Source organism: Rickettsiales bacterium, assembly GCA_033762595.1.
GTDB lineage: Bacteria > Pseudomonadota > Alphaproteobacteria > Rickettsiales > UBA8987 > JANPLD01.
The window spans coordinates 1-21568 of record JANRLM010000028.1 but is presented as its reverse complement, the minus strand read 5'-3'; the positions used below and the strand labels follow the sequence as shown (position 1 = coordinate 21568).

Here is a 21568-nt window from a genome sequence, read left to right as displayed (position 1 = left end):
AAATCCTTAATTACCAGAGTTTCTGAGGTTTCTAGCTGTTCAGAAGGCTTTTTTTTTGAGCGAATAAATTTTCTTCTTCTTGTTCTTGAACTGCTTCAGTTGGCGTAATAATTTCTTCTTTAGTCGCAAAATTTATGCTTGCTTTACCTGAGATAATTTCTTCTGGAGTTGGCAATTTTGCTGTATAACAACACCTAACTACAGACATTTCCAACGCCATTAAAGGGCTAGGGCAATAATTAGATTCTTCAATTGCCTTATTAATAACCTGCCACATTCTGCCTAATTTCGGCAGGGAGTTTTTTTGTAAAATTTGTTTTGCTTTTGTAATTTCTACTTCACTAATTAATTTAGGGTTTAGCAGGGCAGGGCTTGCTTTATACATCATTAATTTATGCGTAACCTCTAGCATATCTTTGATGATAACATTCGCATCAGCACCTTCATCATAAATTTTTTGTGATAATTCAAGAGAGGCTTCAAAATTGCCTTCTAACAAATTTTCAACTAAAGAAAAGATATTATCTTTATCAGAAAGCCCAAGCATTTGCCTAACTTTTTTAGCTGTAACTTCCTCACCATTATTGGTTACAATTGCTTGATCAAGCAAGGAAAGACCATCACGCACAGAGCCTTCAGAGGCATCAGCAATAACTCTAATTGCATCAATATCAACTTTGGCATTTTCAGCTTCAACCACTCTAGAGAAGTGATTTATCAGTGTTTCGCCCTTAACTCTCGGCAAATCAAAACGCATACAACGAGAGAGAATTGTAACTGGAATTTTCCTTACCTCAGTAGTTGCGAAGATAAATTTTACATGCGAAGGCGGTTCTTCAAGCGTTTTGAGAAGTGCGTTGAAAGCACTTTTTGAAAGCATGTGAACTTCATCGATGATGTAAATTTTATATCTACCCATTACTGGTGCGTAGGAAACTTGATCAATAATTTCACGAATATCATCAACTCCAGTTCGGCTGGCGGCATCAACTTCAATAACATCGATGTGATTATCATTTGAGATAGATTGACAATTTGCACAAACCCCACAAGGCTCAGTGGTTGGAAGTTCATTTTTATCATCAACACCTGTGCAAAGTAGAGATCTTGCGATAATTCGGGCGGTTGAAGTTTTACCTACGCCACGAATACCAGTTAGAACAAAAGCATGCGGCAATCTATTCTGAGAAATTGCATTGGAAATTGTTTGCACAAGGGCATCTTGCCCGATAAGCTCGGAGAGTTTTTTAGGGCGATATTTCCTCGCTAAAACTTGATATTTTGACATAAAAAGCTAATCTTGCAAAATCAGTTTCAACTTTATAGTTTATAGTAAAACTTATTGCACTATCTATTTTAAGAAAAATATCATCATTATGGAAAAGGACTATGAAAATTGGTGCAAACTAAAAAGTAAAATTGATTTACATAAAAAAAGGCCAATTTTCTTTGAGAGAGAAATTTGGTGGTGTAATTTGGGCGTTAATATTGGCTTTGAGCAAGATGGTAAGGGCAAAGAATCCGCAAGGCCTATTCTTGTATGCAAAAAGAGAAATGCAAAACTTCTTCTTGTGGTTCCACTAAGTAGTAAAATAAAAGAGGATAATCCCTATTACCATAAATTTACATTAAATGGAGTTGAGCAATCTGCTATAATTCATCAAATCAAAACCATTGATTCTAAAAGGCTTCTCAAAAAAATAGCAAGGTTGTCAGAAAAACAATTTTATGAAATTATTGGAAAAATTAAGGAAAGTCTGTAGCTTTTATTCGGCTCCCTCTCGGGAGCCGCATCGACTTACGTCTAGTTGTATAGATACTATAACACATTAATAACTAATAGTAAATGAAAGAATTTGAATTAATATCTAAATATTTCAAGCCCTTGGCGAAGGGTTTTAGCGGTGCTTTATCTTTGGAAGATGATATTGCAATTATCCCTAAGGATAAAAACTTTGATTATATCATCACCAGCGATGGAATGGCGGAAGGGGTTCATTTTCCTGAAAACTCAATGGCGGAAATTATTGCTTCTCGCCTGCTTGTTAGCAATCTTTCAGATATTGCTTCAAGTGGCGGAATACCAAAATATTATAGCATAACTGGTTCTATCAAAAAAGGGCTTGATGAGAAATGGTTTAAGGGTTTTTCCTCAAAGCTCGCAGAACTCAACAAAGAGTATAATATCCACTTGCTTGGTGGGGATACGATAAAAACTAATGAGCAGTTATTTTTCTCGATCACAATGATTGGTGAGGTTGAGGCTGGCAAAGCATTGCTTCGCTCAACCGCACTTGAGGGTGATGATATCTATGTTTCTGGCAATATTGGTGATGCTTATATTGGGCTTCAAATATTAAAGGGAGAGATTGAAAAATTTTCATATCAGGATAAAAATTATTTTATAAATCGTTATTTATATCCTACTGCCCGAATTGAGCTCGCGAGGAATTTAATTGGCATCGCAACTGCCTGCACTGATATTTCAGATGGCTTAATTAGAGATTTGGAAAATATTTGTATTGCCTCAAAAGTTAATGCAGAAATTAATAAAGAAGATATTCCAGTTGCGATAAAAGATGAATTATTCTTTGAACAAATTTCCGGCGGTGATGATTATGAGCTGATATTTACTGCAAGGCAAAAAGATAGGAATAAAATTAAAAATTTAGCCAAAAAACTTAATATTAAAATTTCAAAAATTGGGAAAATTACCAAAGAAAAATTAGGCAAAGAATCTGATAAAGTTAAAATATCTCACAAAGGAAAACCTATAAAATACACCCAAAAAGGCTTTGAACATGAGGTTTGAATAGGGGCTTTGGATTATTTTGCCCAACTCCTAACTCCCAACAACCATTTCCTAAATTTCAATGACTAACCACCTCCTCCGCCTGTAGGCGTTCTATTCCCTTTACCGGCACTCTGCATCATGGTCTTAAAGCCCTGCCCTATTCCGCCAGTGATTGCACTCTTAATTTGTGGAACGCCCTGTAATTGCGTGTTAGAAAGTGCCATACCACCTGCCGCCAGTGAATCAGCAACGCCAACTACCCAACTTGTCATTGAGAACATCATGTAGCAGATAATCACACTTGCGAGTAACATCCAAATATCTAAATCAATTGCTGATTTTAGCCAATCGTCAGTTTTACAATCAACTACATCAGCTGAAACCTGCGTGCAGATTCGCCACCAATTCATTTTACCAAAAGGGGTATCTTCAAGCACTTCATATTTTACACATGCATTAGCTGGAATTGTTAATGCATTTCCAGATGGGCCACCACCCTGCACGAGCCTAACTGGGTCTCTTAAATCTTCAATGTAAATACTATTCATAAAACTTGCGATTACAGACATAAACAAGCCAACAAATATGAATAAAAATACTGGCTGTAATGCAAAGCTGATAAGCATTTTCATCCAACCATTAAATAGGGATTTAGTTTGGTTAAATAGCAAGAAAGTTAGGAATATAGGCCCTAATGCATAAAGAACATACCTGCCGATAAAAGCTAAAAGATAAATTTTTATAATCTCTAAAACTGCAAGTAAATACATAACAATTAGAGCAAGTAATGCCAAACCCCAAAATGCACCCGTAATACCAGTAAATGCAAGAGCAAGAACAACTTTGAACATTCTAAAATCCCATAATATACTAAGCATTTTATCCATCTCACCGATAATGGTTATTCTTGTAACACTTATGCCGAGATCCCCCTCTTTAAAGCCATCAAAGCCAGTAAATGTCTTTGAAGCAAGCGATACCGTATCGCTAATAAAAGCCTCTATCGTTTCAACCACATAAAACAAAAAGAAATCCCAATTGACTGCAAAATTATAAACAAAAACTATTTTTAGAATAAATATAAAGCCCGAATATGGCGATAATTGAGCAAGCCCGAGCATTATTGAGCCTGCATAAAACATAATTGTAAGCGTGATACATATTGCTATTATTGCGCGGTATTCATCATCTTCAGAAATAGCGGTGAACATCTCTCTTGAAGCATCAGTTACGATATCATCTATATTATCTATGAGCCAACTTATTATACCAACTCTAGTGCCGTTCACATCAATGCCAATTGGCTTATAACTAGCATTTTGGCTAAGTTTGAAAAATTCATCAAAAGGTGTGCATTTTTTAAGATCTTCATCAGATAACTCCCCCTCACTTGCCGCACAAGAACTTAGAATTACCGCGAATAAACACAGAAAAATAATCTTCGTTATGCTAAAAAGATTTTTACTCATTATTTTTTGATAAATATTTTTCATTTTCTATGCCCTCTTCATTTCCTAACTGCACTCTGAATAACATCTTTACCAGTTGTTAAGATTTTCTGCGTTGCAAGTATTGGTTTTTCATTGATGCCACCTTGACCACCACCAATCGCAACACCAGAAACTGGTGCAACTATTGCTTCACTGGTTATTTTATTCATCATATCTGGTATTTGCTTCATAAAACCAAGCATTACAATCATTAAGAAAATTACGGCAAGCTGATTGCCTGAAAGCTCAGAAATATCATTATGATTAAGCCCTGTGCCTTCACCGAGTTTTAGTTTAGGTGCATAGAATTTACAGCCTTCACTTTTTGAAGAAACATCACCGCCTAAACCCTCTGCTTGCCTTTGTGATTCCCCAGCATCACCTGTATTACTATTTGCATCTTCAGCTTTTTCATCAGCGGATTTTCTGTAATTTCCGCAATCAAATAATTTTATTTCACCATTTTCACCTCTTTCAAATTGTATTCTTGCTTTTTCATAAGGCCCTGAAATTCTTGTTGTTAATTTATCTAAAACAAGGAGGGTAAGGCCTAAGAACGATACAAATATTAAAGGTTGCACGGCATAACCAATAAAACTTGTGAACCAAACAAAGGAAATTTTTTTGAATTGATCAAATAATAAAGCAACTGCTGCAAGTGGTGAAATTGCTATAAGAAAATTAAGTGCAATCGTGATGGTTGCATAAAACAAAATCGCTTGTGCCATTGCAAATAAAAGCGTTGTTACAAACCCAAGTGCTATAGTTGTGATGGTTGCCCCCACCCCACCAGTAAAAAATAATCCTGCTACTAATGCAAAAAGCCCAATGAATAATTCCTCTCGCCGTTGTTTATTAAACTCCTCTTTGGTGGTTGAGGCGTTACCTCTTTGGAATTTTTGATCAGCATTTTCAACCCCAAAAAGTTTTAGGATATATTTATCAAAAGTATCAAATATATCCACTTTAACTGATTCTTCATCATTAACTTCTACTGGGTTTTCTAACATAGAATTTAATATCACCACTGAAAAATATTTGGGGGAAGTTACCATTGTATCTCGAACCCCTTTCAAGTAATCCGCTGATTGCGGGCTAGTAATGCTTAAAACTAATGCGACTTTGAATATAAAAACTAATGAGACAGACCTTGTTGAAACCTGACCAAACATAGCTTTTATTGAGAAAAATAAAATCGCCATCATTGTTAGATAAAAAACAAAAGTAGCAAAGCCTGCAATATATTTATCGATTATGCTATCTGCGGAATTATTGATTAAAACCTCAATGCACCTAACAACATTACCAGTGATTCTGTTTGGCTTTTTGATTGCTGGGCTTTGGCAAACATCAGTAAAATTAAGTCTTCTTTCTTCATTCGGATTTGGTGGCGGTGGTCCCGCATAAGAATTATTCGGCAAGTAAATTATTGCGAATAAAAATAAGATAAATATTTTCAAAATATTTTTCATTGTTTGAAAGAAGCTGTAATTCTTTTAACGCTCATATTATATAAATTGACCATTTTCTCTGCTGGTGAAAGCCCAGCGCCTGAAAGCCTTGCGGCAAAATTCTGCACATTACTCATAAAGCTATAAGTTACTGAAAGGGTCAAAAATAGAACAATAATTAATTGCATATAAGCGGTTTTATCAAGGTAATCCTGCCTTTCCCAACCAGCAATCTTGCCTTCAATAAAATTTTTCATAGCGGGTGATTCATTTACAAATTTATACCATTGTTCAGGATCATTTAGTTTGGTTGTAAGCTCGGTAAATCTAGCTATTTCTTGAATGCTGAGGAAGGATTGGGATTCTTGAAGAAGCTCTATTAAACCTTTTGCACTATACATTTCTCTAATTTTCTCATCTGCGTTTTGGAAATCAAGATGTGGCATTCTAACTTTATCAGATTGCATTGAAGACATTCTTGAAAACACGCCAGACATACTCTCCCAAATTCCTGAATTTCTTGCTCTTCCTTCTGCAATTAGCCTTGGTGCATCTTTAGTGAATTGAGATTCATCTCTCAACATATCGGTTTCAACATTTTTATCTCTATCTCTAATTTCAACACGGGTTCTGATGGTTTCCTCAATAACTTTTCGCCAATTATCTGCGTTTAGTTGTTCCTCAGAGCTTAAATTCTTTGTAACTGTCATGGCGTCTTTATAATCTTTTTTAGCGTTAATATATTTATCGCCAAAATGATAAGTCATAATGCTAACTTGCTCACCATTAACGGTGGTTTCGTAGTTAAGAACATATTGCAAGGTTAGAATCATAAAACTTAAATAGGCAAACATTAGCCCAGGGGTTAGCATCGCTGAGAAGAACATTTGAAGCCAAGATGTGAATATCTGATTGGTCGTTTTGAATAAAAAAAGCGGTATAACTATAGGTGCAAAAAGTCCAAGAACTAGAATTGTAAATAATGAGGTTACATATATTAAAACCGCCTGCCCAAAAGCCATTATTAGAATAATTACAATAAATAAGCCTGTAACCATTAAAATTATCCCAAAATCTTCACTAAATAGCATTAGAACAATCATCACGATAAATGAAAACGACACACCAACTTCAAATTTATCAGTTACTTTTCCAGTATCTTGCATAAAGGAAAACGGGTCAGATGCCATATCGGCAAAGGGGTTTTTATCGCCAGCAAATAAGCTGTAATCATAACAACCAATTTTTGGCCGTGCTGTTAGGTTTAGTTTTTGCTCATCGGAGGATAAATCAGGGTCAGTTAAATCCACGCCCATTGTTGGATCAAATTTTTTATCACAAGACACATGCTTTTCTGTGTATTTTACAAGTGGGTGAACGCCTAGAATATAGCCAATTACGCAATCAATCCTTTGCCAAATATTATATTTTTGTCCTGCTTGACTTTGATAACACAAAAAATCACTGCTTCTAATGCCCCTTTCTGTTTCATTAGCGCGCCTTGTTGACATTGCAGTTGTGGTTACATTTACAAATTCCTCTTGCCCTTTAATAAAGAAATTCATAAATTTTGTTATACTTGTTGTGCTGTTTAGCGTAATTACACCAACTGCGGTTAGTGCAACTATCGCAACTTCTTTCTTAAGCTCTTTAACGCCTTGCAAACTGAGTTTCATTGCGAAAGACATTATGTAAATCACTACTAAAGAATTACCAGTTGCGACAAAAAAACTATGCATTCTGTTTAGTGCATTTGTAACAAGGCCGTAAGTGGTTTGGTTTGTAATGCATTGAACAATTTTGTTTACAAAACCGGGGTAAAAATTACAGCCGATAGCCTCACCTTTTACCCTTCCGTCATTTCCAAATGGCAAAGAATTTGCAATCTCAACATTTGAAAAATTCGCAAATATTATAAAGAATAAAATGATAGTTATTTTTAATCCCTTTAGCATTTATTTTTGTTTGTTTTTCCTTCGTTATTTTATCCCTAGAACCTAATTCCCAAACCCTAACACCCTATGATTTAACAACTTCCTTCTTAAAAATTGGTAGCCATTTATCTGGATCATCACCAACTTCTGCTCTTATTTTATCTAATATACGGATTGTATCTGCCCTTGCGGAAAGAACTTCAATCAGTTCATTCATTCCAGATAAATCTATTCTTGCGACAACTGAATCCTCACCTTGTTTTACTAGGAAATATCTTGAGCCGGGGTCCGTATATTTAATAATTGCAAATTCACGATTTGAGAGCTTAAATACATCTTGATAGATTGAAGTTCCCTTCATATTCGCTAAGAAAATCTGCGTTGAGGTTTGCTGAACAAGTGTTTCACTAATTTGTGATTTTGAGATATCTTCCGGTGATTGCGTTGCGAAAATTACCATACCATTTAATTTTCTTAGAACTTTCAGCCAGTTTTTAATTCTTGGTGCGAAAACTTTATTATCAAGTAAAGCCCAAGCCTCATCTAAAATAATCATTGTTGGTGAGCCAGTGAGCGTCATATTAATTCGGTGGAAAATATACATAAGCACTGGCCCCAATGTTTCTGGAGATTCAAGCACTGGCGCCATTTCAAACCCATGAGTTTTTTTACCGCTGAATGAAAGTGAATCTTCATCATTATCAAACACCCCTGCCCTAGCCTCTCCGCTATGCCAAATGCGAACCCTGCTTGCGATTGACCCCGGTTTTTCTAGCCCCAAAAACGGAACGATATTTCTAAGCACCCTATCTTTTTTAGGGAGTTTATAATTGCCGTTTATGGCTTCAACAATTCTTTCCCTTTCTTCAGGCGAAATATCATATTTACCTGATTCTGAGCATAAAGCAGAAAGCCAATCTATTAAAAACTCTTTATTTTCTGAAGTTTCTTCAAGTTGTAGAGGGTTAAAACCCATTTTGCCTGATGGGTCTAAGATCGTAAAACTGCCACCAATTGCTCGTACTAAAATTTCAGCACCTCTATCTTTGTCAAAGAAGAACATATCGGGCTTAAATTTCTGTGCTTGAGCCGCAAGAAAACCTAATAAAACCGTTTTACCAGCACCTGTTGGGCCAATTATCATAGTGTGACCAACATCTCTAACATGGAAGTTAAAATAAAATGGTGTGCCAGAAGTTGTATCTAATTGCGTAACAGCTGGCCCCCAATGATTGTTCTTCGGCTTGCCATATGGGTAATTATGCAGTGGGCACATTCCCACTAAGTTGAATGTGTTTATAACCGAAGGCCTCGCAATAAAATCATAATTACAAGGAAGTTGTGCCCAAAATGAGCCTTGTAGGGTAAAGGTTTCTCTAATCGGTGAAACATTCACATTTACAAGCTCAGAATAAACCTCTGAAACCTGCATATCCAAATCTTCCAAATTATTTGTATATACAAACACACTCATATGATGTCTGCCGAATGCAATCTCACCAGATTGTGCCATATCCATCGCGATGGTAAGATGTTCCATCTGCGAAATTGCTTTATCGCCCGCACTTCTCATTCGGTTTTGGTGAAGCTGCATTGAAGTTATTGCAGATGAGCGATTACTGAAATAAAAAGCGTGCGTTATTACCATTTCATAAGGTAAATGCAGAAGGGAATCAAACATACCTGCGTGTGTATATGGTGGGTATTCCTTAATAGAAACTGCACCACCGAATTTGCTTCTGCCCTTTTCATCACGAATTTCTATGGCTCTTTTACCAAAATAAACACGATTTTTTGAAAGGTATCTATCTGCATTAACCGCTGGAACTAACATATTTGAAGGAGTTCCTGCATTTAGTACTAATCCTAAAAATTCAAATACTTCTGAGAAATATCCCCTTTCTTCCCTTCTAATTCCTAGTAATTTTGCTTTATAGCTTTTTAGTGAGCCAACTAACCTGCTGGCTATTTCTTTTAATGATTTTGCGGCTTCTCTTAAAACTAAATCCGCTTGAGATTTATCTGCGGCTTGATTGAGTTTATTTATCAAACCCACGGACATTGAAACCGTTCCCTCTTTATCCTCTTTATGAACGATTGTTATATATAAATCATTCTTGAAGCTAACTTTTGTTTTGTGTTTCTCTTTCCATTTTTCATTTAATTCTTTGCAGAAATTATTATTAAAATCGCCTTCTAATTCGGTATAATCTCTCTTTCTAACGGTGTGAATGTAAATTGCGTAATTACCACCTGAAATAGATTTGAAAAGAGTGTTTAGAATTGTTTTTTTGATGTCTAAATCTTCATCATCAGCGGTTTCAAATGAAAACCCTTCAACTTTAATAGTCAAAAGCATTTCATTTTTCTTTGTGATAACAATATTTTCGTCCCAGTGACCTTTATAGGGAATAAATTTAGTTTGGCTAATTTCAGTAGCACATATCGCAGATTTTAAGGCTTTTCTTCTTGTAAATTTTAACATCTTAAAAATCTTTTTTAATATAAATCATAAGAGCAAGTATTGCCGTGATAAAAGCGGTTCAAACAAGTTGGCACGGTTAACGCCCAAATTTTTGCTATTTCCATCCATCTTGGTTCAAATGCACAAAGATAATATCCTATTCCGTGAAAAATCATTAAGCCCGGAATTAACAATCCAAAATCTTTTGTGTTCACAAAAACCATTGTCCAAGCCATAATGTTCACGCCAAACCAAGCGTAAGTTACACCGAATATCATAGCTGGTCGTGTTAATGCCAAGAATAACGGATCTCTCTGAACTTTTCCTGCATCTCCTTTTGCCATAAATTTTTCTAGTTTTTTCTAATTTTTGTATGGTTGCAGAAATTAAAAATTTCTTCTATAAAAAACTAATTAAACACTTGGGAAACCCAAGTAATTTAGCTTAATATGGTATTATATCACATTTTATTAATATTTGGTTAAAATTTTTCAATTTTATTAATATTTTTCTTCTTTGTTTTTAATGTTAGATATTTCATCACCAAAATTTGTAAAAAAATACATAGGATCTGAGAAGATTATCAATAAAATTGATGATTTTATATCCTCAGAAGAAATCCCGCAAACCCTTCTATTTTATGGTGGTAAAGGGGTTGGCAAGGCTAATGTTGCCTATCTTTTTGCAAAAAAATTACTTTCAATAGGTATTGAGGAGCAAAAGCAAAATTCTGAAATTGATTTATTTGGGGGCATTCTGGAAACTTCAGATAATTCAAAGCCTAAAATAAATCAAAAAGTTGAGCTTAAAATTGAGAATGGTAATCACCCAGATTTACTAGTTATTGAGCTTACAGAAGAATCTGAAAAAAAATCTATTTCCATAGATAAAATAAGGGAAATTGAGTTTTTTCTCAATCACAGCCCAGCAGAATCAAAATATAAAATTGTTATAATTGATTCTATTGATGATCTTTCAAATCAATCAGCTAATGCAATTCTTAAAATTACTGAAGAGCCTAATAATAACTCAATTTTAATTTTAATTTCTCATAATATAAATTCGGTTTTGCCAACTATAAGATCTCGCTGTTTTGAAATTTTTTTCAAAAACCCAAATGAAAAAGAATTTTTAGAAATTATCAAAAATTTTGATGTTGAATATAAAAAAGAATTGGCTGAATATTCAGGTTTTTCAGCTGGAAATTATCTAAATATGTTGAAATATGATACTGAAATTATCATAAAATTTGTGAAGAAATTTCCGAATGTTGATTCAAAAGATATTTCAAATATTTCATCAATTTTTAAGGAAGATAAAAAAGATAAAAATAAGAAATCCTATAATTATAATAATTTCAAAAATATTCTGCTTTTTGATCTTTCTAAAAAAGCAAAATCATCAAAAAATAAAGATGATGTAAAGAATTTCTTTACAGCACTTAATTTGTTTAATCTCCATGAAAGAAGAAATATGGATATTTCACATTCCATCAAAGAAATTATTTATCAAATAGCAAAATAATATAAAATATTAATTATTTTAGTATTGGTATTTATTATCTGGCACAAAAACTCTTATAATTTTTTATCAACAGATTTATCGACAAATATAAATATAAATAAATTATACAAAACAAACATTTAACGGGTTTATTATAATATAATAATAAATTTATAAACAACATAAAAACTGTTGATAAATTATGAAATTAAACTCATAAATTCTAATAAATTTAGAAAAATTATCTTACTAAAAATTTATCAACAGATATATCAACAGATATGAAAATTCTTGGTCATAGAGGTATAAGGCAAGATGAAAATATCAATAAGCCTTACCAGAATACTATTGAGGCGATAAATTTTGCTATTAAAAATAATGCAGATGGTGTTGAAATTGATGTTTTTGCAAGTTTAGATAAAATTTGTTTTGTAATCCATGATGATGAAATAAAAATCCATAATGGGGGAGATATAAAAATTACCTCAAGCAATTCAAAAATTATAGATTTACAAAGAATTGGAAAACCAAATAATATCTATAAAATCCCAAAATTATCTGAGCTTTTTGAGTATTTTTCTGTAAGAAAAAATAAAATTCTTAATATTGAAATTAAGCAAAATGGAATTTCAGAATTAGTTTACAAAGAAATAAAAAATTCCAAAATTCTTAAAGATAATTTGATAATTTCATCGTTTAATCATTCTGATTTAATATCTTTTAGGCAGTTAGACAAAAATATAAAAATTGGTTTGCTATTTACCTCAGATGATGCCGAAAAAGAGGGTTATTTTGAATATATAGAAAACTTATCTGATAAACTAGGTAACACAATTTTTATTCCAAATTGCTACACAAAAAATGAGAAAATATTAAATAGCGAAAGAGAAAAATATTTTTGGACTATCAAAGAAAAAGAAATTGAAAATGGCTTATTTGATAGTCTAAAAAAACTCCCAAATGCAAATTTTATAACTGATTTTCCAGAGTTAATTAAAAGATAAATTTTTCTTCTGGTTTTTTAATATTGAATAAAATTCTTCAAAAGCAAAAGGTAGATTTTTATTCTTTTCTGAAAATATATGTTTTGCTAAAAAATATCTAATAATTTCAATTGCTTGAATAATATCTTCTTTTGTTTTCTCAAATGAATTTTCTAAAAATATTTTTGGTATTATAAATAATTTTTCTTTGTAAGGGTCACCAATTTCTTTACAAACGCACGCACCTGTCTTTGGTGAAATATAAAAAACTTCCGCTACACCAGTTTCACTGCATCTATTAAAATCAAAGCCGAAACCAGAATTTTTAAGCAATTCTAATTTCAGTAATATATATTTCTCTAACCAATTTTCAAAAATTGATTCGCTTTCAATGTAGGATAAATATTCCTGCATTAATTTGTGGATATTTTCTATCTTTTCTCTTTCAGGGAATAATTCTAAAATGAGAGAGCATAGGGAATTTATAGAAAGAATTTTTTGGTAATTATTATAACATATTGTTCCATATGATTTTTCTACGGAAATTGAGATATTTCCTAGGTGTTCTTGTAGGCGAGCGTTCCACGTGAAACATATTTGGTTGCCCTGTAATATATGATTTTTATTTTTTGAGCTTGCTCTAAAAATGCCGTGTATAATACCATTTTCTTGGCTTAATATTTTGATAATTAAGCTATTTTCCCCGAATTTTTGGGCTGATAATATAAAACCTTTATCTTCAATTTTCATTTACTAGCCTATAAATTAGTATATTGCACATTGAAGATTTTATTATGCTGAATGAAAGCATATCTATCTGTCATTCCAGCGATAAAATCTGCGATGTTCACCGCTAATTCTTTTTCATTTTTTATATTAATATTTTCAAGCCAATTTGGTGCTAAACAATTTGGATTTTCAAAGTAAAAATTGAATAAATCTTTCACAACTCTTTTGGCTTTGCGAGTCATTATCTGAACTTTATAATGGTGATACATTTTATTTTTCAAAAAAGCTCTGATAATTTTTAATTTCTCGTTAAAATCAGAAGAAAAATTTGCTAATTGCAATTTACTATTTCGAACATCATCAACATTCCTTATTTTATATTTTTCAATATTTTTAAGAGTTTGTGATGTTACATCATCTAGCATATGTTTTATAAAGGCACTTCTAACCTCATTAACCAAAATTTGGTTTGTGAAGGAGTTTTTGGTTTTGATTTGCTTTTTAGTTTCTTTGAATAAATCTCCAATTACTGGCAGGGCAAAAACTTCTTCAAAGGTGAATAAGCTAGCTCTAAGGCCATCTTCAATGTCGTGGCTGTTATAAGCGATATCGTCGGAAATTGCGGCGATTTGTGCTTCAAGGGAAGCAAAACTATTTAATTCTAAATTCCAGATTTTATTAAATTCAAGTAATGCTCTTGCTGGTTTTTTGACAGGGCCATTATGTTTTGCAAGCCCTTCTAAACATTCCCAAGTGAGGTTAAGCCCATCAAAATCAATATATTTCTTTTCTAGCTTGGTTAAAATTCTGATAGTCTGAGCATTATGATCAAAGCCACCAAAATTTTCCATCGCTTCTTGCAGAGCGTCTTCACCGGCGTGGCCGAAAGGTGCGTGGCCTAAATCGTGGGCAAGTGCTGTTACTTCTGAAAGCTCTTCATCAAGTCTGAGGATTTTTGCAAGGCTTCTTGCAAGTTGTGCTACTTCAAGGGAGTGTGTAAGCCTTGTGCGATAATGATCGCCTTCATTATTAATAAAAACTTGCGTCTTATATTCAAGCCTGCGGAAAGCGGTTGAATGGATTATTCTATCCCTATCTCTCGCGAATTCAGATCTGCCTTTTTTGAGTGCCTCTTTATGCAATCTGCCACGAGATTTTGAGGAATAACAAGCATAATTCGCAAGTTCTTGGTTCATATTATTTTAGTGATTGGTGATGGTGGTTAGTGATTGTGAAGAAACAAAAGGGAATAAAGTGTAAACATCACCTAAACTAATCACCGCCACTAATCACTATCACTATTTACTATTACCCCTTAATTTCCTCAGCAATCAGGAAGGCTAATTCCAAACTTTGTGAGGCGTTTAGGCGAGGATCACAATGCGTGTGATAGCGTTTGTTCAAATCAACCTCAGTAATTGCTTGCGAGCCACCAATGCATTCAGTTACATCTTGACCAGTCATTTCAAAATGCACGCCACCTGCATAAGTGCCTTCTGATTCGTGAATTTGGAAGAAACTTCTAACTTCAGAAAGTATATCATTAAACGGCCTAGTTTTAATACCATTTGGTGATTTTATAGTGTTGCCGTGCATAGGATCGCAACTCCATATGACATTTTTGCCCTCTTTTTTAACGGCTCTAACTAAAGCAGGTAAATTTTCGCCAACTTTATTATGCCCCATTCTGCTGATAAGAGTAAGCCTGCCAGCTTCATTTTCAGGGTTTAAGGTATCAATTAGCTTCAGCAATTCATCAATTTTCATTGAAGGACCAACCTTAGAGGCGATTGGGTTTTCAATTCCTCTGAAATACTCAATGTGGGCATCATCAAGCCCTCTAGTTCTATCGCCAATCCATAGTAAATGAGCCGAAGTTGCGTAAAATTTCCCGTCTTTTTCATCTTGTGTGGTAAAAGCTTCTTCATAAGGCAGTAACAAACCTTCGTGAGAAATGAAGAAATCCGCTTCTTGTAGCTGAGAAACTTCATCTGTTGAAATTCCGCACGCTTTCATAAAAGATTGGCAAACATTGATTGCATCAACTAGTGCGGAAAATCTTTTACCTTGCGTTGATTTTTGGATAAATTCATCATTCCATTTGCTTACATTCCTCAAAGATGCGTGGCCACCTTTGGCTAAAGCTCTCAAATAATTAAGCGTAGAAGCAGATTGGAAATAAGCTTTGAGTAGGTTTTCAGGGTTATTTTTGCGAGATTCTTCAGTAAAATCAATGTTATTAACAATATCACCCCTGTAACTTGGCAAAGATTTTCCTTCCAGTTCCTCAAAATCAGCTGAACGAGGTTTGGCGAACTGCCCTGCAATTCTGCCAACTTTCACCACTGGCTTACCTGCACCATACATCAAAGCGACTGTCATTTGCAGAATAACTTTGAAGAAAGATAAAAGATTACCTTGGTTAAACTCAGCAAAGCTTTCAGCGCAATCACCGCCCTGCAGAAGGAACGCCTTACCTTTTGCCACTTGTGCCATTTGCTTTTTTAGATTGCGAATTTCAGACGGAATAACTAGTGAAGGGTATTTTTTAAGTTCACCAAGGGTTTTATTCAGTTTTGCCTCATCTTCATAAATCGGCTGTTGCTTAATTGGGAGCCCCCTCCAACTAGATGGAGACCAAGTTTTATTATTAGACATTTTTATAAAATAATTGCTATTTACTGGCAAAAAAATACATAAAACTAAGATTTTCTCAAGTTATATCTTGTCTTAAGAAATTTGAATAGATATAAGAATTATAATAAATTTATCATTTTTCTAATTGTGCGTAAAGAGGAAGAAAAAATACTTTCTAATGAATTTTTAGACGAGCTAAGACGCGTCCGGCTGGAAAAAAACATCAGCCTTGAAGATGTTGCGGAAAAAACCAACATCAAACTTGATTATGTAAAAGCGATTGAAGAAGGTGATCTATCTAGGCTTCCGGGTGGAATTTATACTAAGGCTTATGTAAAAAGTATCTCTGAATTTATGGGGATAGATACCAAGCAATTTGAGAGAGTTGTTTCTGAGGAAGAATTATTCTCCCCACATAAAATGAGCTTAGAATTCGGCAAGGAATCTAACAATATTGTTCCAACAAAAACTTTGGTTTCAATTTGTTTTTTAATTATAATATTGGTTTATTTAATCTTTTTCTCAACCGATGATAAAAAAACGAAATATCTCAAAACACAAGATAAATCAAATTCTGAGCAGATAATTCCAGCTCCAAAAAGCCCTTTTGAAAGGGATATTTCTGAGCTTAAAAAGAAAAATGTGAATGTAGTAATTTTGGCGTTGCACCCAACAAAAATTTCTCTGCTTGATGCAAATGGCAGAAATTCTTTAGAAAAATCGCTCAAGATTAATCAAACCTATATCTTTGATTTAGTTGATGCACAATTTCTTAAGCTACAAAAAACAGATGATGTAGAAATTTATATGAATGGTTTTCTAGTGCCAGATATCTCCAAAATTTCAATGGAAGATAATTATTATATCCTATCCTCTGAGAGTTTGCTCAACGCGATTGATTTTTCGGGAAAGTAGTTAGTTATTCTTTTTGGAAGCCATCTGTGGGTGAGCCAATTTTAAAGCTAACATCAGGATTCTTTAGGCACTCATCAAGTTGCTTTATTTATTAAAAATTCCTTATATAAGCTTAAGATATTGAAATATAACTTTAAAAATGAAATGAAATTACGCCATAAAACATATAAAGTAAAAGTTGGAAATCTATATGTTGGGGGTGATGCACCAATTATTGTGCAATCAATGACGAATACGGATACCGAAAATGTTGAGGCAACAACCGCTCAAATTATTGAATTATGGCAGGCGGGTTCTGAAAAAGTGCGTATAACCGTTAATACGGAAGCTGCAGCAAAAGCTGTTCCATATATTAAAGAAAAACTTCTACTTAAAAACTGCACAGCACCTATTGTTGGCGATTTTCACTATAATGGCCATAGGCTACTTACTGATTACCCAGATTGTGCCAAGGCATTAGATAAATATCGCATCAACCCCGGAAATGTTGGCTTTGGCAAAAAGAAAGATGCTCAGTTTGAAGTAATGATTGAGAAAGCAATTGAATATAATAAGCCAGTTCGTATTGGGGTGAATTGGGGCAGTATGGATCAGGAGTTGGTTGTTAAAATGATGGATGATAATACCAAATCCGCAAACCCAAAACCAGCAGATGAAATTATGCGAAATGCGATTGTTGAATCCGCATTAATAAGTGCTAGAAAAGCTGAAGAAATAGGGCTTGGTGCTGATAGAATTATTATCTCGTGCAAAGTTAGCCGTGTAAATGATCTAATAAAAGTTTATGAGGATTTAGCCGCAAAATCTAATTATTGCTTGCATCTAGGGCTAACAGAGGCTGGCATGGGTAGTAAAGGAATTGTTGCAACAACGGCTGCATTATCTTATCTGCTTCAACAAGGGATTGGCGACACAATCCGTGCATCGCTAACGCCACGCCCAAATGAGCCTCGCACAACAGAAGTTCAAGTTTGTCAGGAGATTTTGCAAGCAATAGGTTTGCGTTCCTTCACGCCACAAGTTACAGCTTGCCCCGGTTGTGGCAGAACAACTTCAACATTCTTCCAAGAGCTTGCAGAAAATATTCAGAATTTTTTGAAAGATTCTATGCCAATTTGGAAAGATAAATATGCCGGTGTTGAAAAGTTAAATGTTGCGGTAATGGGTTGTATTGTTAATGGCCCAGGAGAGAGCAAGCACGCCGATATTGGTATTTCTCTACCCGGAACTGGTGAAGCACCAACAGCCCCAGTTTTTATTGATGGCAAAAAAACTCACACTTTAAGAGGGGCAAATATCGCCTCTGAATTCAAGCAATTAGTTGAAGAATATATTGAAAGAAGGTTTGGGTAGGGCAGTTATTACTGAGCATAGATTTTATCCACTTAACCACTAAATGTCACCCCGCATTTATTGCGTGGTTAATTGTTGAAAGTATTTCCAAACCTAAGTTTTGAGCTTGTTTTATGTCTTACCCCCCAATAAATGCGGGGTGACACTTTAGAGGAAAAACAACATATAATTTAATAAAATCTATTCTTATTAATCACTCCCTTTGTTAGTTTATCTAAATTTAGAAAAAGGGTTGAAAGCTTTTCTTGCTGTTTGAGAAAAATTTGTTGATGGAAGAACATCATTATCTGGATTACCAGTAATTTCCATAGCGTCTGCAAGTGCTTGGAAATCCTCAGGGTTGAAGCCGTCAATTTTTTTTGTAGTAGGTAACAAGCTAATTAACATTAAATTAATTACTTGTTGCAATTTAATCACAAAAACTAATTAGTCAAGGTGAAATAATTTTTATCTAAAGAAATTTTAATTCTAACCTTTCTTGCATTAATAAACATTTATTATATAAGGCTAATCATAATAAATAATAATAATAAATGACGCACATTCTTCCAGTATATGCTAAATCAAAATACTCTTTTGAGAGAGGTGAAAATATTTATCTTTATGATAAAAACGGCAAAAAATATTTAGATTTTGCTTCTGGAATTGGCGTAAATTCAATGGGTCATTGCCACCCACATCTTGTAAAGGCATTGCAAGATCAAGCTGCTAAGCTATGGCATGTATCAAATATGTATTCAATTCAAGGCTATGAGGAGCTTGCGGAAAGGGTTACAAAAGCTTCAAAGTTCGCACATTATATGTTTATGTGTAATTCTGGTGCGGAAGCCGTTGAGTGCGGAATGAAAGCAATCAGAAAATATCACGATGAAACCGGTAACCCGCATAAATATAGAATTATAACTTTCCACGGGGCTTTTCACGGAAGAACTCTTGGTTGTATTTCTGCGGCTGGCAAAGAGAAGCTCATGAAAGGTTTTGAGCCTGCAGCTGATGGTTTTGATCAAGTAGAATTTGGTAATTTAGAAGCGGTTAAAAAAGCAATTAATGAAAATACGGCTGGTATATTAGTTGAGCCAGTGCAAGGTGAGGGTGGAATTCGCCCTTGTAGTGATGAATTTTTGCAGGGCTTAAGAAAAATCTGTGATGAAAATAATCTTATTCTAATGTTTGATGGCGTTCAATGCGGTATGGGAAGAACTGGCAAGTTTTTCTCTCACGAATGGGCGAATGTTCACCCAGATATTTCATCTTCGGCAAAAGGCATTGGCTCGGGCTTTCCAGTTGGTGCTTGTTTGCTAAACAAGAAAGTTGGTGATACAATGACGGTCGGTTCGCATGGTTCAACTTATGCTGGTAACCCTTTGGCGGTTGCAGTTTGCCACGCCGTTATGGATATTATGCTTGCAGAAGGCTTCCTCGAAAATGTTGTTGAGGTTGGTAATTATCTAATGCAAGGGCTAAGAAATTTAGTTACTAAATATCCAAATTATTTGCTTGAAGTTAGAGGCAAAGGCTTAATGATAGGGCTAAAAATTAACTCAGAAAAATTCAAAGAAGTTAAAGAATTCGCTGATGGCTTACGTGAAGTTGGTTTGCTAACTGCACCTGCCGCTGATAGCGTGGTTAGGTTCTTACCGCCACTAATTTTAACAAAAGCCCAAGCTGATGAAGGGTTGCAAGTTTTGGATGTATATTTAAGCTCAATAAAATAAATAAAATTGACTCAAAGAACTAAAGATTTTCTTGATATTTCAGATGTTGAAGAAAAAGATCTTCGGCATATATTGGAGTTCGCAAAAAAAATGAAATCTGATCTCAAAAGTGGAATCATCAATAAAATTTTAGAGGGCAAGCAACTTGCGATGATTTTTGAAAAGGAATCTACCAGAACCAGAGTTTCTTTTGAAGTTGGAATTAATCAGCTAGGTGGTAATGCAATTTTTATAAGTGGCTCTCACTCTCAAATTGGCAGGGGTGAGCCAATTAAAGATACCGCAAATGTGCTTTCAAGATATGTTGATATTATAATGATTAGAACCTATAAGCACGAAGGTTTGCTAGAGCTTGCCGAGAACGCTTCAGTGCCAGTAATTAACGGCCTTACAGATTATAGCCACCCTTGCCAAATAATGGCAGATATTCTGACTATAGAAGAACATTTGGGTGATATAAAAAATCAAAGAATTGCTTGGCTTGGGGATTACAACAATGTCTGCAGAAGCTGGATTCAAGCCGCAAATAAATTCGGTTTTGAGCTAAATATTTCCTTTCCAACTAAATTCAAATATGAAAATTTTGAATCTGAATTTGTAAAATATTATGAAAACCCAAAAGATGCAGTTCAAAATGCGAATGTTATAACCACAGATACTTGGGTTTCAATGGGAGAAAATGAAGATAATATTGAGAAAAAAAGGATATTAAAACCTTATCAAGTGAATGAAGAAATTTTTGCCCTTGCCAATAAAAATGCCATTTTTCTGCATTGTTTGCCAGCCCACAGGGGTGAGGAAGTAACTTCTGAAATTATAGATGGTGAAAAATCTGTGATTTACGATGAGGCAGAAAACCGCCTACACATTCAAAAATCAATTATGGTTTGGTGCTGTGGTTTGATATAAGTCAAGTGTATTAATAATTTTTTCTAAATTTAGCATTGACATATTGAAAAATTTGTTTCTAATTTCCTGTTTTGTTCACAGGGGATTGGAATATTATTAATATTTTATAAGTAAGGTTTAGATATGGCTGCTAGTTACGAAAATACTTCTGGTAAGGTTGCACTCTGGGTTAAGGTTCTAATTGGCTTGGTGCTTGGCGTTATTGTTGGATATATTATCCATCACCCGCTTGCTAATGTGCTACTTTCAATGGGGGTAATTGATTCCATAGAAGAATATAAAACCGCTGATTACACTAGATATTTACTTCCACTTGGAACTATCTTCATTAACCTTGTTAAAATGGTTATTCCACCACTTATTTTCTTTTCGCTTGTTTCTGCGATTACAAATATGGTTAATTCCTCTAATATGTCTAAGATTGGCTTGAAATCAGTGCTTGCATATCTTGGCACGGCATGTTTTGCGGTTGTAATTGGTCTTGGTGCTGGCATTATTTTTGAGCCAGGCAAAGGTGTTGAGCTTCATATGGAGAAATCTACTTTCCAAATTCCAACAGATGGGCCAAAAGATTTCTTGGAGATGATAATTAGTATTTTCCCTCACAATGCAATTGGTGCAATGGCTGAAGGTAAGATATTACAAATCGTTGTATTCTCTCTATTTGCTGGGTTCACAATTAATTTAATTA

19 protein-coding genes are annotated in these 21568 nt (G+C 34.2%); 9 read left to right on the top strand and 10 right to left on the bottom strand.

The window, feature by feature from the left end:
* Nucleotides 1-31: 31 nt before the first annotated feature.
* Nucleotides 32-1288 carry a DNA polymerase III subunit gamma/tau gene (dnaX, locus tag SFT90_01975; protein MDX1949251.1) on the bottom strand — a complete coding sequence of 419 codons (1257 nt, stop codon included), beginning with the start codon at nucleotides 1286-1288 and terminating at the stop codon, nucleotides 32-34.
* An 88-nt stretch (nucleotides 1289-1376) separates the two neighbouring features.
* On the opposite strand from dnaX, the gene SFT90_01970 reads away from it, so the two are divergent.
* Nucleotides 1377-1763, top strand: coding sequence for a type II toxin-antitoxin system PemK/MazF family toxin (locus SFT90_01970; protein MDX1949250.1), 387 nt, complete (start codon nucleotides 1377-1379; stop codon nucleotides 1761-1763).
* Nucleotides 1764-1846: 83 nt separating this feature from the next.
* Nucleotides 1847-2812 carry a thiamine-phosphate kinase gene (gene thiL, locus SFT90_01965; GenBank protein ID MDX1949249.1) on the top strand — a complete coding sequence of 322 codons (966 nt, stop codon included), beginning with the start codon at nucleotides 1847-1849 and terminating at the stop codon, nucleotides 2810-2812.
* A gap of 65 nt (nucleotides 2813-2877) precedes the next feature.
* On the opposite strand, the gene SFT90_01960 is transcribed toward thiL, so the two are convergent.
* The 5 genes from SFT90_01960 to SFT90_01940 all read right to left on the bottom strand — a co-directional run bounded on the left by SFT90_01960 (nucleotide 2878) and on the right by SFT90_01940 (nucleotide 10477).
* Nucleotides 2878-4287, bottom strand: a complete 1410-nt coding sequence (locus SFT90_01960) for a type IV secretion system protein (GenBank protein MDX1949248.1) — start codon at nucleotides 4285-4287, stop codon at nucleotides 2878-2880.
* Between the two features lie 14 nt (nucleotides 4288-4301).
* Entirely contained in the window at nucleotides 4302-5756 is a 1455-nt protein-coding gene (locus SFT90_01955; protein ID MDX1949247.1) for a hypothetical protein, read from the bottom strand.
* The gene (locus SFT90_01950; GenBank protein ID MDX1949246.1) at nucleotides 5753-7690 is read right to left on the bottom strand and encodes a type IV secretion system protein; all 1938 of its coding nucleotides are present in this window, start codon (nucleotides 7688-7690) and stop codon (nucleotides 5753-5755) included. The genes SFT90_01955 and SFT90_01950 overlap by 4 nt, the downstream gene beginning before the upstream one ends.
* Nucleotides 7691-7754: 64 nt before the next feature.
* Nucleotides 7755-10154, bottom strand: coding sequence for a VirB4 family type IV secretion/conjugal transfer ATPase (locus tag SFT90_01945; GenBank protein ID MDX1949245.1), 2400 nt, complete (start codon nucleotides 10152-10154; stop codon nucleotides 7755-7757).
* Nucleotides 10155-10168: 14 nt separating this feature from the next.
* The gene (locus SFT90_01940; protein MDX1949244.1) at nucleotides 10169-10477 is read right to left on the bottom strand and encodes a VirB3 family type IV secretion system protein; all 309 of its coding nucleotides are present in this window, start codon (nucleotides 10475-10477) and stop codon (nucleotides 10169-10171) included.
* Nucleotides 10478-10658: 181 nt separating this feature from the next.
* Here SFT90_01940 and SFT90_01935 point away from each other — a divergent pair, with 181 nt between their 5' ends.
* Nucleotides 10659-11657, top strand: coding sequence for an AAA family ATPase (locus SFT90_01935; GenBank protein MDX1949243.1), 999 nt, complete (start codon nucleotides 10659-10661; stop codon nucleotides 11655-11657).
* Between the two features lie 260 nt (nucleotides 11658-11917).
* Entirely contained in the window at nucleotides 11918-12640 is a 723-nt protein-coding gene (locus SFT90_01930) for a glycerophosphodiester phosphodiesterase (GenBank protein ID MDX1949242.1), read from the top strand.
* On the opposite strand, the gene recO is transcribed toward SFT90_01930, so the two are convergent.
* The 3 genes from recO to SFT90_01915 all read right to left on the bottom strand — a co-directional run bounded on the left by recO (nucleotide 12626) and on the right by SFT90_01915 (nucleotide 16006).
* Nucleotides 12626-13369, bottom strand: a complete 744-nt coding sequence (gene recO, locus SFT90_01925) for a DNA repair protein RecO (protein ID MDX1949241.1) — start codon at nucleotides 13367-13369, stop codon at nucleotides 12626-12628. The two genes, SFT90_01930 and recO, sit on opposite strands and share 15 nt — an antisense overlap.
* Nucleotides 13370-13377: 8 nt before the next feature.
* Nucleotides 13378-14544, bottom strand: a complete 1167-nt coding sequence (locus tag SFT90_01920) for a deoxyguanosinetriphosphate triphosphohydrolase (protein MDX1949240.1) — start codon at nucleotides 14542-14544, stop codon at nucleotides 13378-13380.
* 112 nt (nucleotides 14545-14656) lie between these two features.
* Nucleotides 14657-16006 (bottom strand): 3-deoxy-7-phosphoheptulonate synthase class II, encoded by a 1350-nt coding sequence (locus tag SFT90_01915; GenBank protein MDX1949239.1) that lies wholly within the window; start codon nucleotides 16004-16006, stop codon nucleotides 14657-14659.
* A 126-nt stretch (nucleotides 16007-16132) separates the two neighbouring features.
* Between SFT90_01915 and SFT90_01910 the strand changes: the two genes are divergently transcribed.
* Both SFT90_01910 and ispG read left to right on the top strand, forming a co-directional pair.
* Nucleotides 16133-16900 carry a helix-turn-helix domain-containing protein gene (locus SFT90_01910; protein MDX1949238.1) on the top strand — a complete coding sequence of 256 codons (768 nt, stop codon included), beginning with the start codon at nucleotides 16133-16135 and terminating at the stop codon, nucleotides 16898-16900.
* A 144-nt stretch (nucleotides 16901-17044) separates the two neighbouring features.
* Nucleotides 17045-18253, top strand: a complete 1209-nt coding sequence (gene ispG / locus SFT90_01905) for a flavodoxin-dependent (E)-4-hydroxy-3-methylbut-2-enyl-diphosphate synthase (protein MDX1949237.1) — start codon at nucleotides 17045-17047, stop codon at nucleotides 18251-18253.
* A 210-nt stretch (nucleotides 18254-18463) separates the two neighbouring features.
* Here ispG and SFT90_01900 read toward each other — a convergent pair whose 3' ends face one another.
* On the bottom strand, nucleotides 18464-18640 hold the full coding sequence (locus SFT90_01900; GenBank protein MDX1949236.1) for a hypothetical protein: 177 nt from the start codon (nucleotides 18638-18640) through the stop codon (nucleotides 18464-18466).
* Between the two features lie 146 nt (nucleotides 18641-18786).
* On the opposite strand from SFT90_01900, the gene SFT90_01895 reads away from it, so the two are divergent.
* The 3 genes from SFT90_01895 to SFT90_01885 form a co-directional block, all read left to right on the top strand.
* The gene (locus SFT90_01895) at nucleotides 18787-19968 is read left to right on the top strand and encodes an aspartate aminotransferase family protein (protein MDX1949235.1); all 1182 of its coding nucleotides are present in this window, start codon (nucleotides 18787-18789) and stop codon (nucleotides 19966-19968) included.
* A 6-nt stretch (nucleotides 19969-19974) separates the two neighbouring features.
* Nucleotides 19975-20877: an ornithine carbamoyltransferase gene (gene argF, locus SFT90_01890; protein MDX1949234.1), complete on the top strand. Its 903-nt coding sequence runs from the start codon at nucleotides 19975-19977 to the stop codon at nucleotides 20875-20877.
* A 123-nt stretch (nucleotides 20878-21000) separates the two neighbouring features.
* Nucleotides 21001-21568, top strand: a 568-nt coding sequence (locus tag SFT90_01885) for a cation:dicarboxylase symporter family transporter (GenBank protein ID MDX1949233.1), incomplete at its 3' end; no start/stop codon positions are given.

Coding starts and splice junctions, on each gene's coding strand:
- SFT90_01950 (MDX1949246.1), bottom strand. CDS start 7,690: ATGCTAAAGGGATTAAAAATAACTATCATTTTATTCTTTATAATATTT.
- SFT90_01945 (MDX1949245.1), bottom strand. CDS start 10,154: ATGTTAAAATTTACAAGAAGAAAAGCCTTAAAATCTGCGATATGTGCT.
- SFT90_01895 (MDX1949235.1), top strand. CDS start 18,787: ATGACGCACATTCTTCCAGTATATGCTAAATCAAAATACTCTTTTGAG.
- dnaX (MDX1949251.1), bottom strand. CDS start 1,288: ATGTCAAAATATCAAGTTTTAGCGAGGAAATATCGCCCTAAAAAACTC.
- SFT90_01935 (MDX1949243.1), top strand. CDS start 10,659: ATGTTAGATATTTCATCACCAAAATTTGTAAAAAAATACATAGGATCT.
- thiL (MDX1949249.1), top strand. CDS start 1,847: ATGAAAGAATTTGAATTAATATCTAAATATTTCAAGCCCTTGGCGAAG.
- ispG (MDX1949237.1), top strand. CDS start 17,045: ATGAAATTACGCCATAAAACATATAAAGTAAAAGTTGGAAATCTATAT.
- SFT90_01915 (MDX1949239.1), bottom strand. CDS start 16,006: ATGTCTAATAATAAAACTTGGTCTCCATCTAGTTGGAGGGGGCTCCCA.
- SFT90_01930 (MDX1949242.1), top strand. CDS start 11,918: ATGAAAATTCTTGGTCATAGAGGTATAAGGCAAGATGAAAATATCAAT.
- SFT90_01920 (MDX1949240.1), bottom strand. CDS start 14,544: ATGAACCAAGAACTTGCGAATTATGCTTGTTATTCCTCAAAATCTCGT.
- SFT90_01960 (MDX1949248.1), bottom strand. CDS start 4,287: ATGAAAAATATTTATCAAAAAATAATGAGTAAAAATCTTTTTAGCATA.
- recO (MDX1949241.1), bottom strand. CDS start 13,369: ATGAAAATTGAAGATAAAGGTTTTATATTATCAGCCCAAAAATTCGGG.
- SFT90_01900 (MDX1949236.1), bottom strand. CDS start 18,640: ATGTTAATTAGCTTGTTACCTACTACAAAAAAAATTGACGGCTTCAAC.
- SFT90_01955 (MDX1949247.1), bottom strand. CDS start 5,756: ATGAAAAATATTTTGAAAATATTTATCTTATTTTTATTCGCAATAATT.
- SFT90_01940 (MDX1949244.1), bottom strand. CDS start 10,477: ATGGCAAAAGGAGATGCAGGAAAAGTTCAGAGAGATCCGTTATTCTTG.
- SFT90_01970 (MDX1949250.1), top strand. CDS start 1,377: ATGGAAAAGGACTATGAAAATTGGTGCAAACTAAAAAGTAAAATTGAT.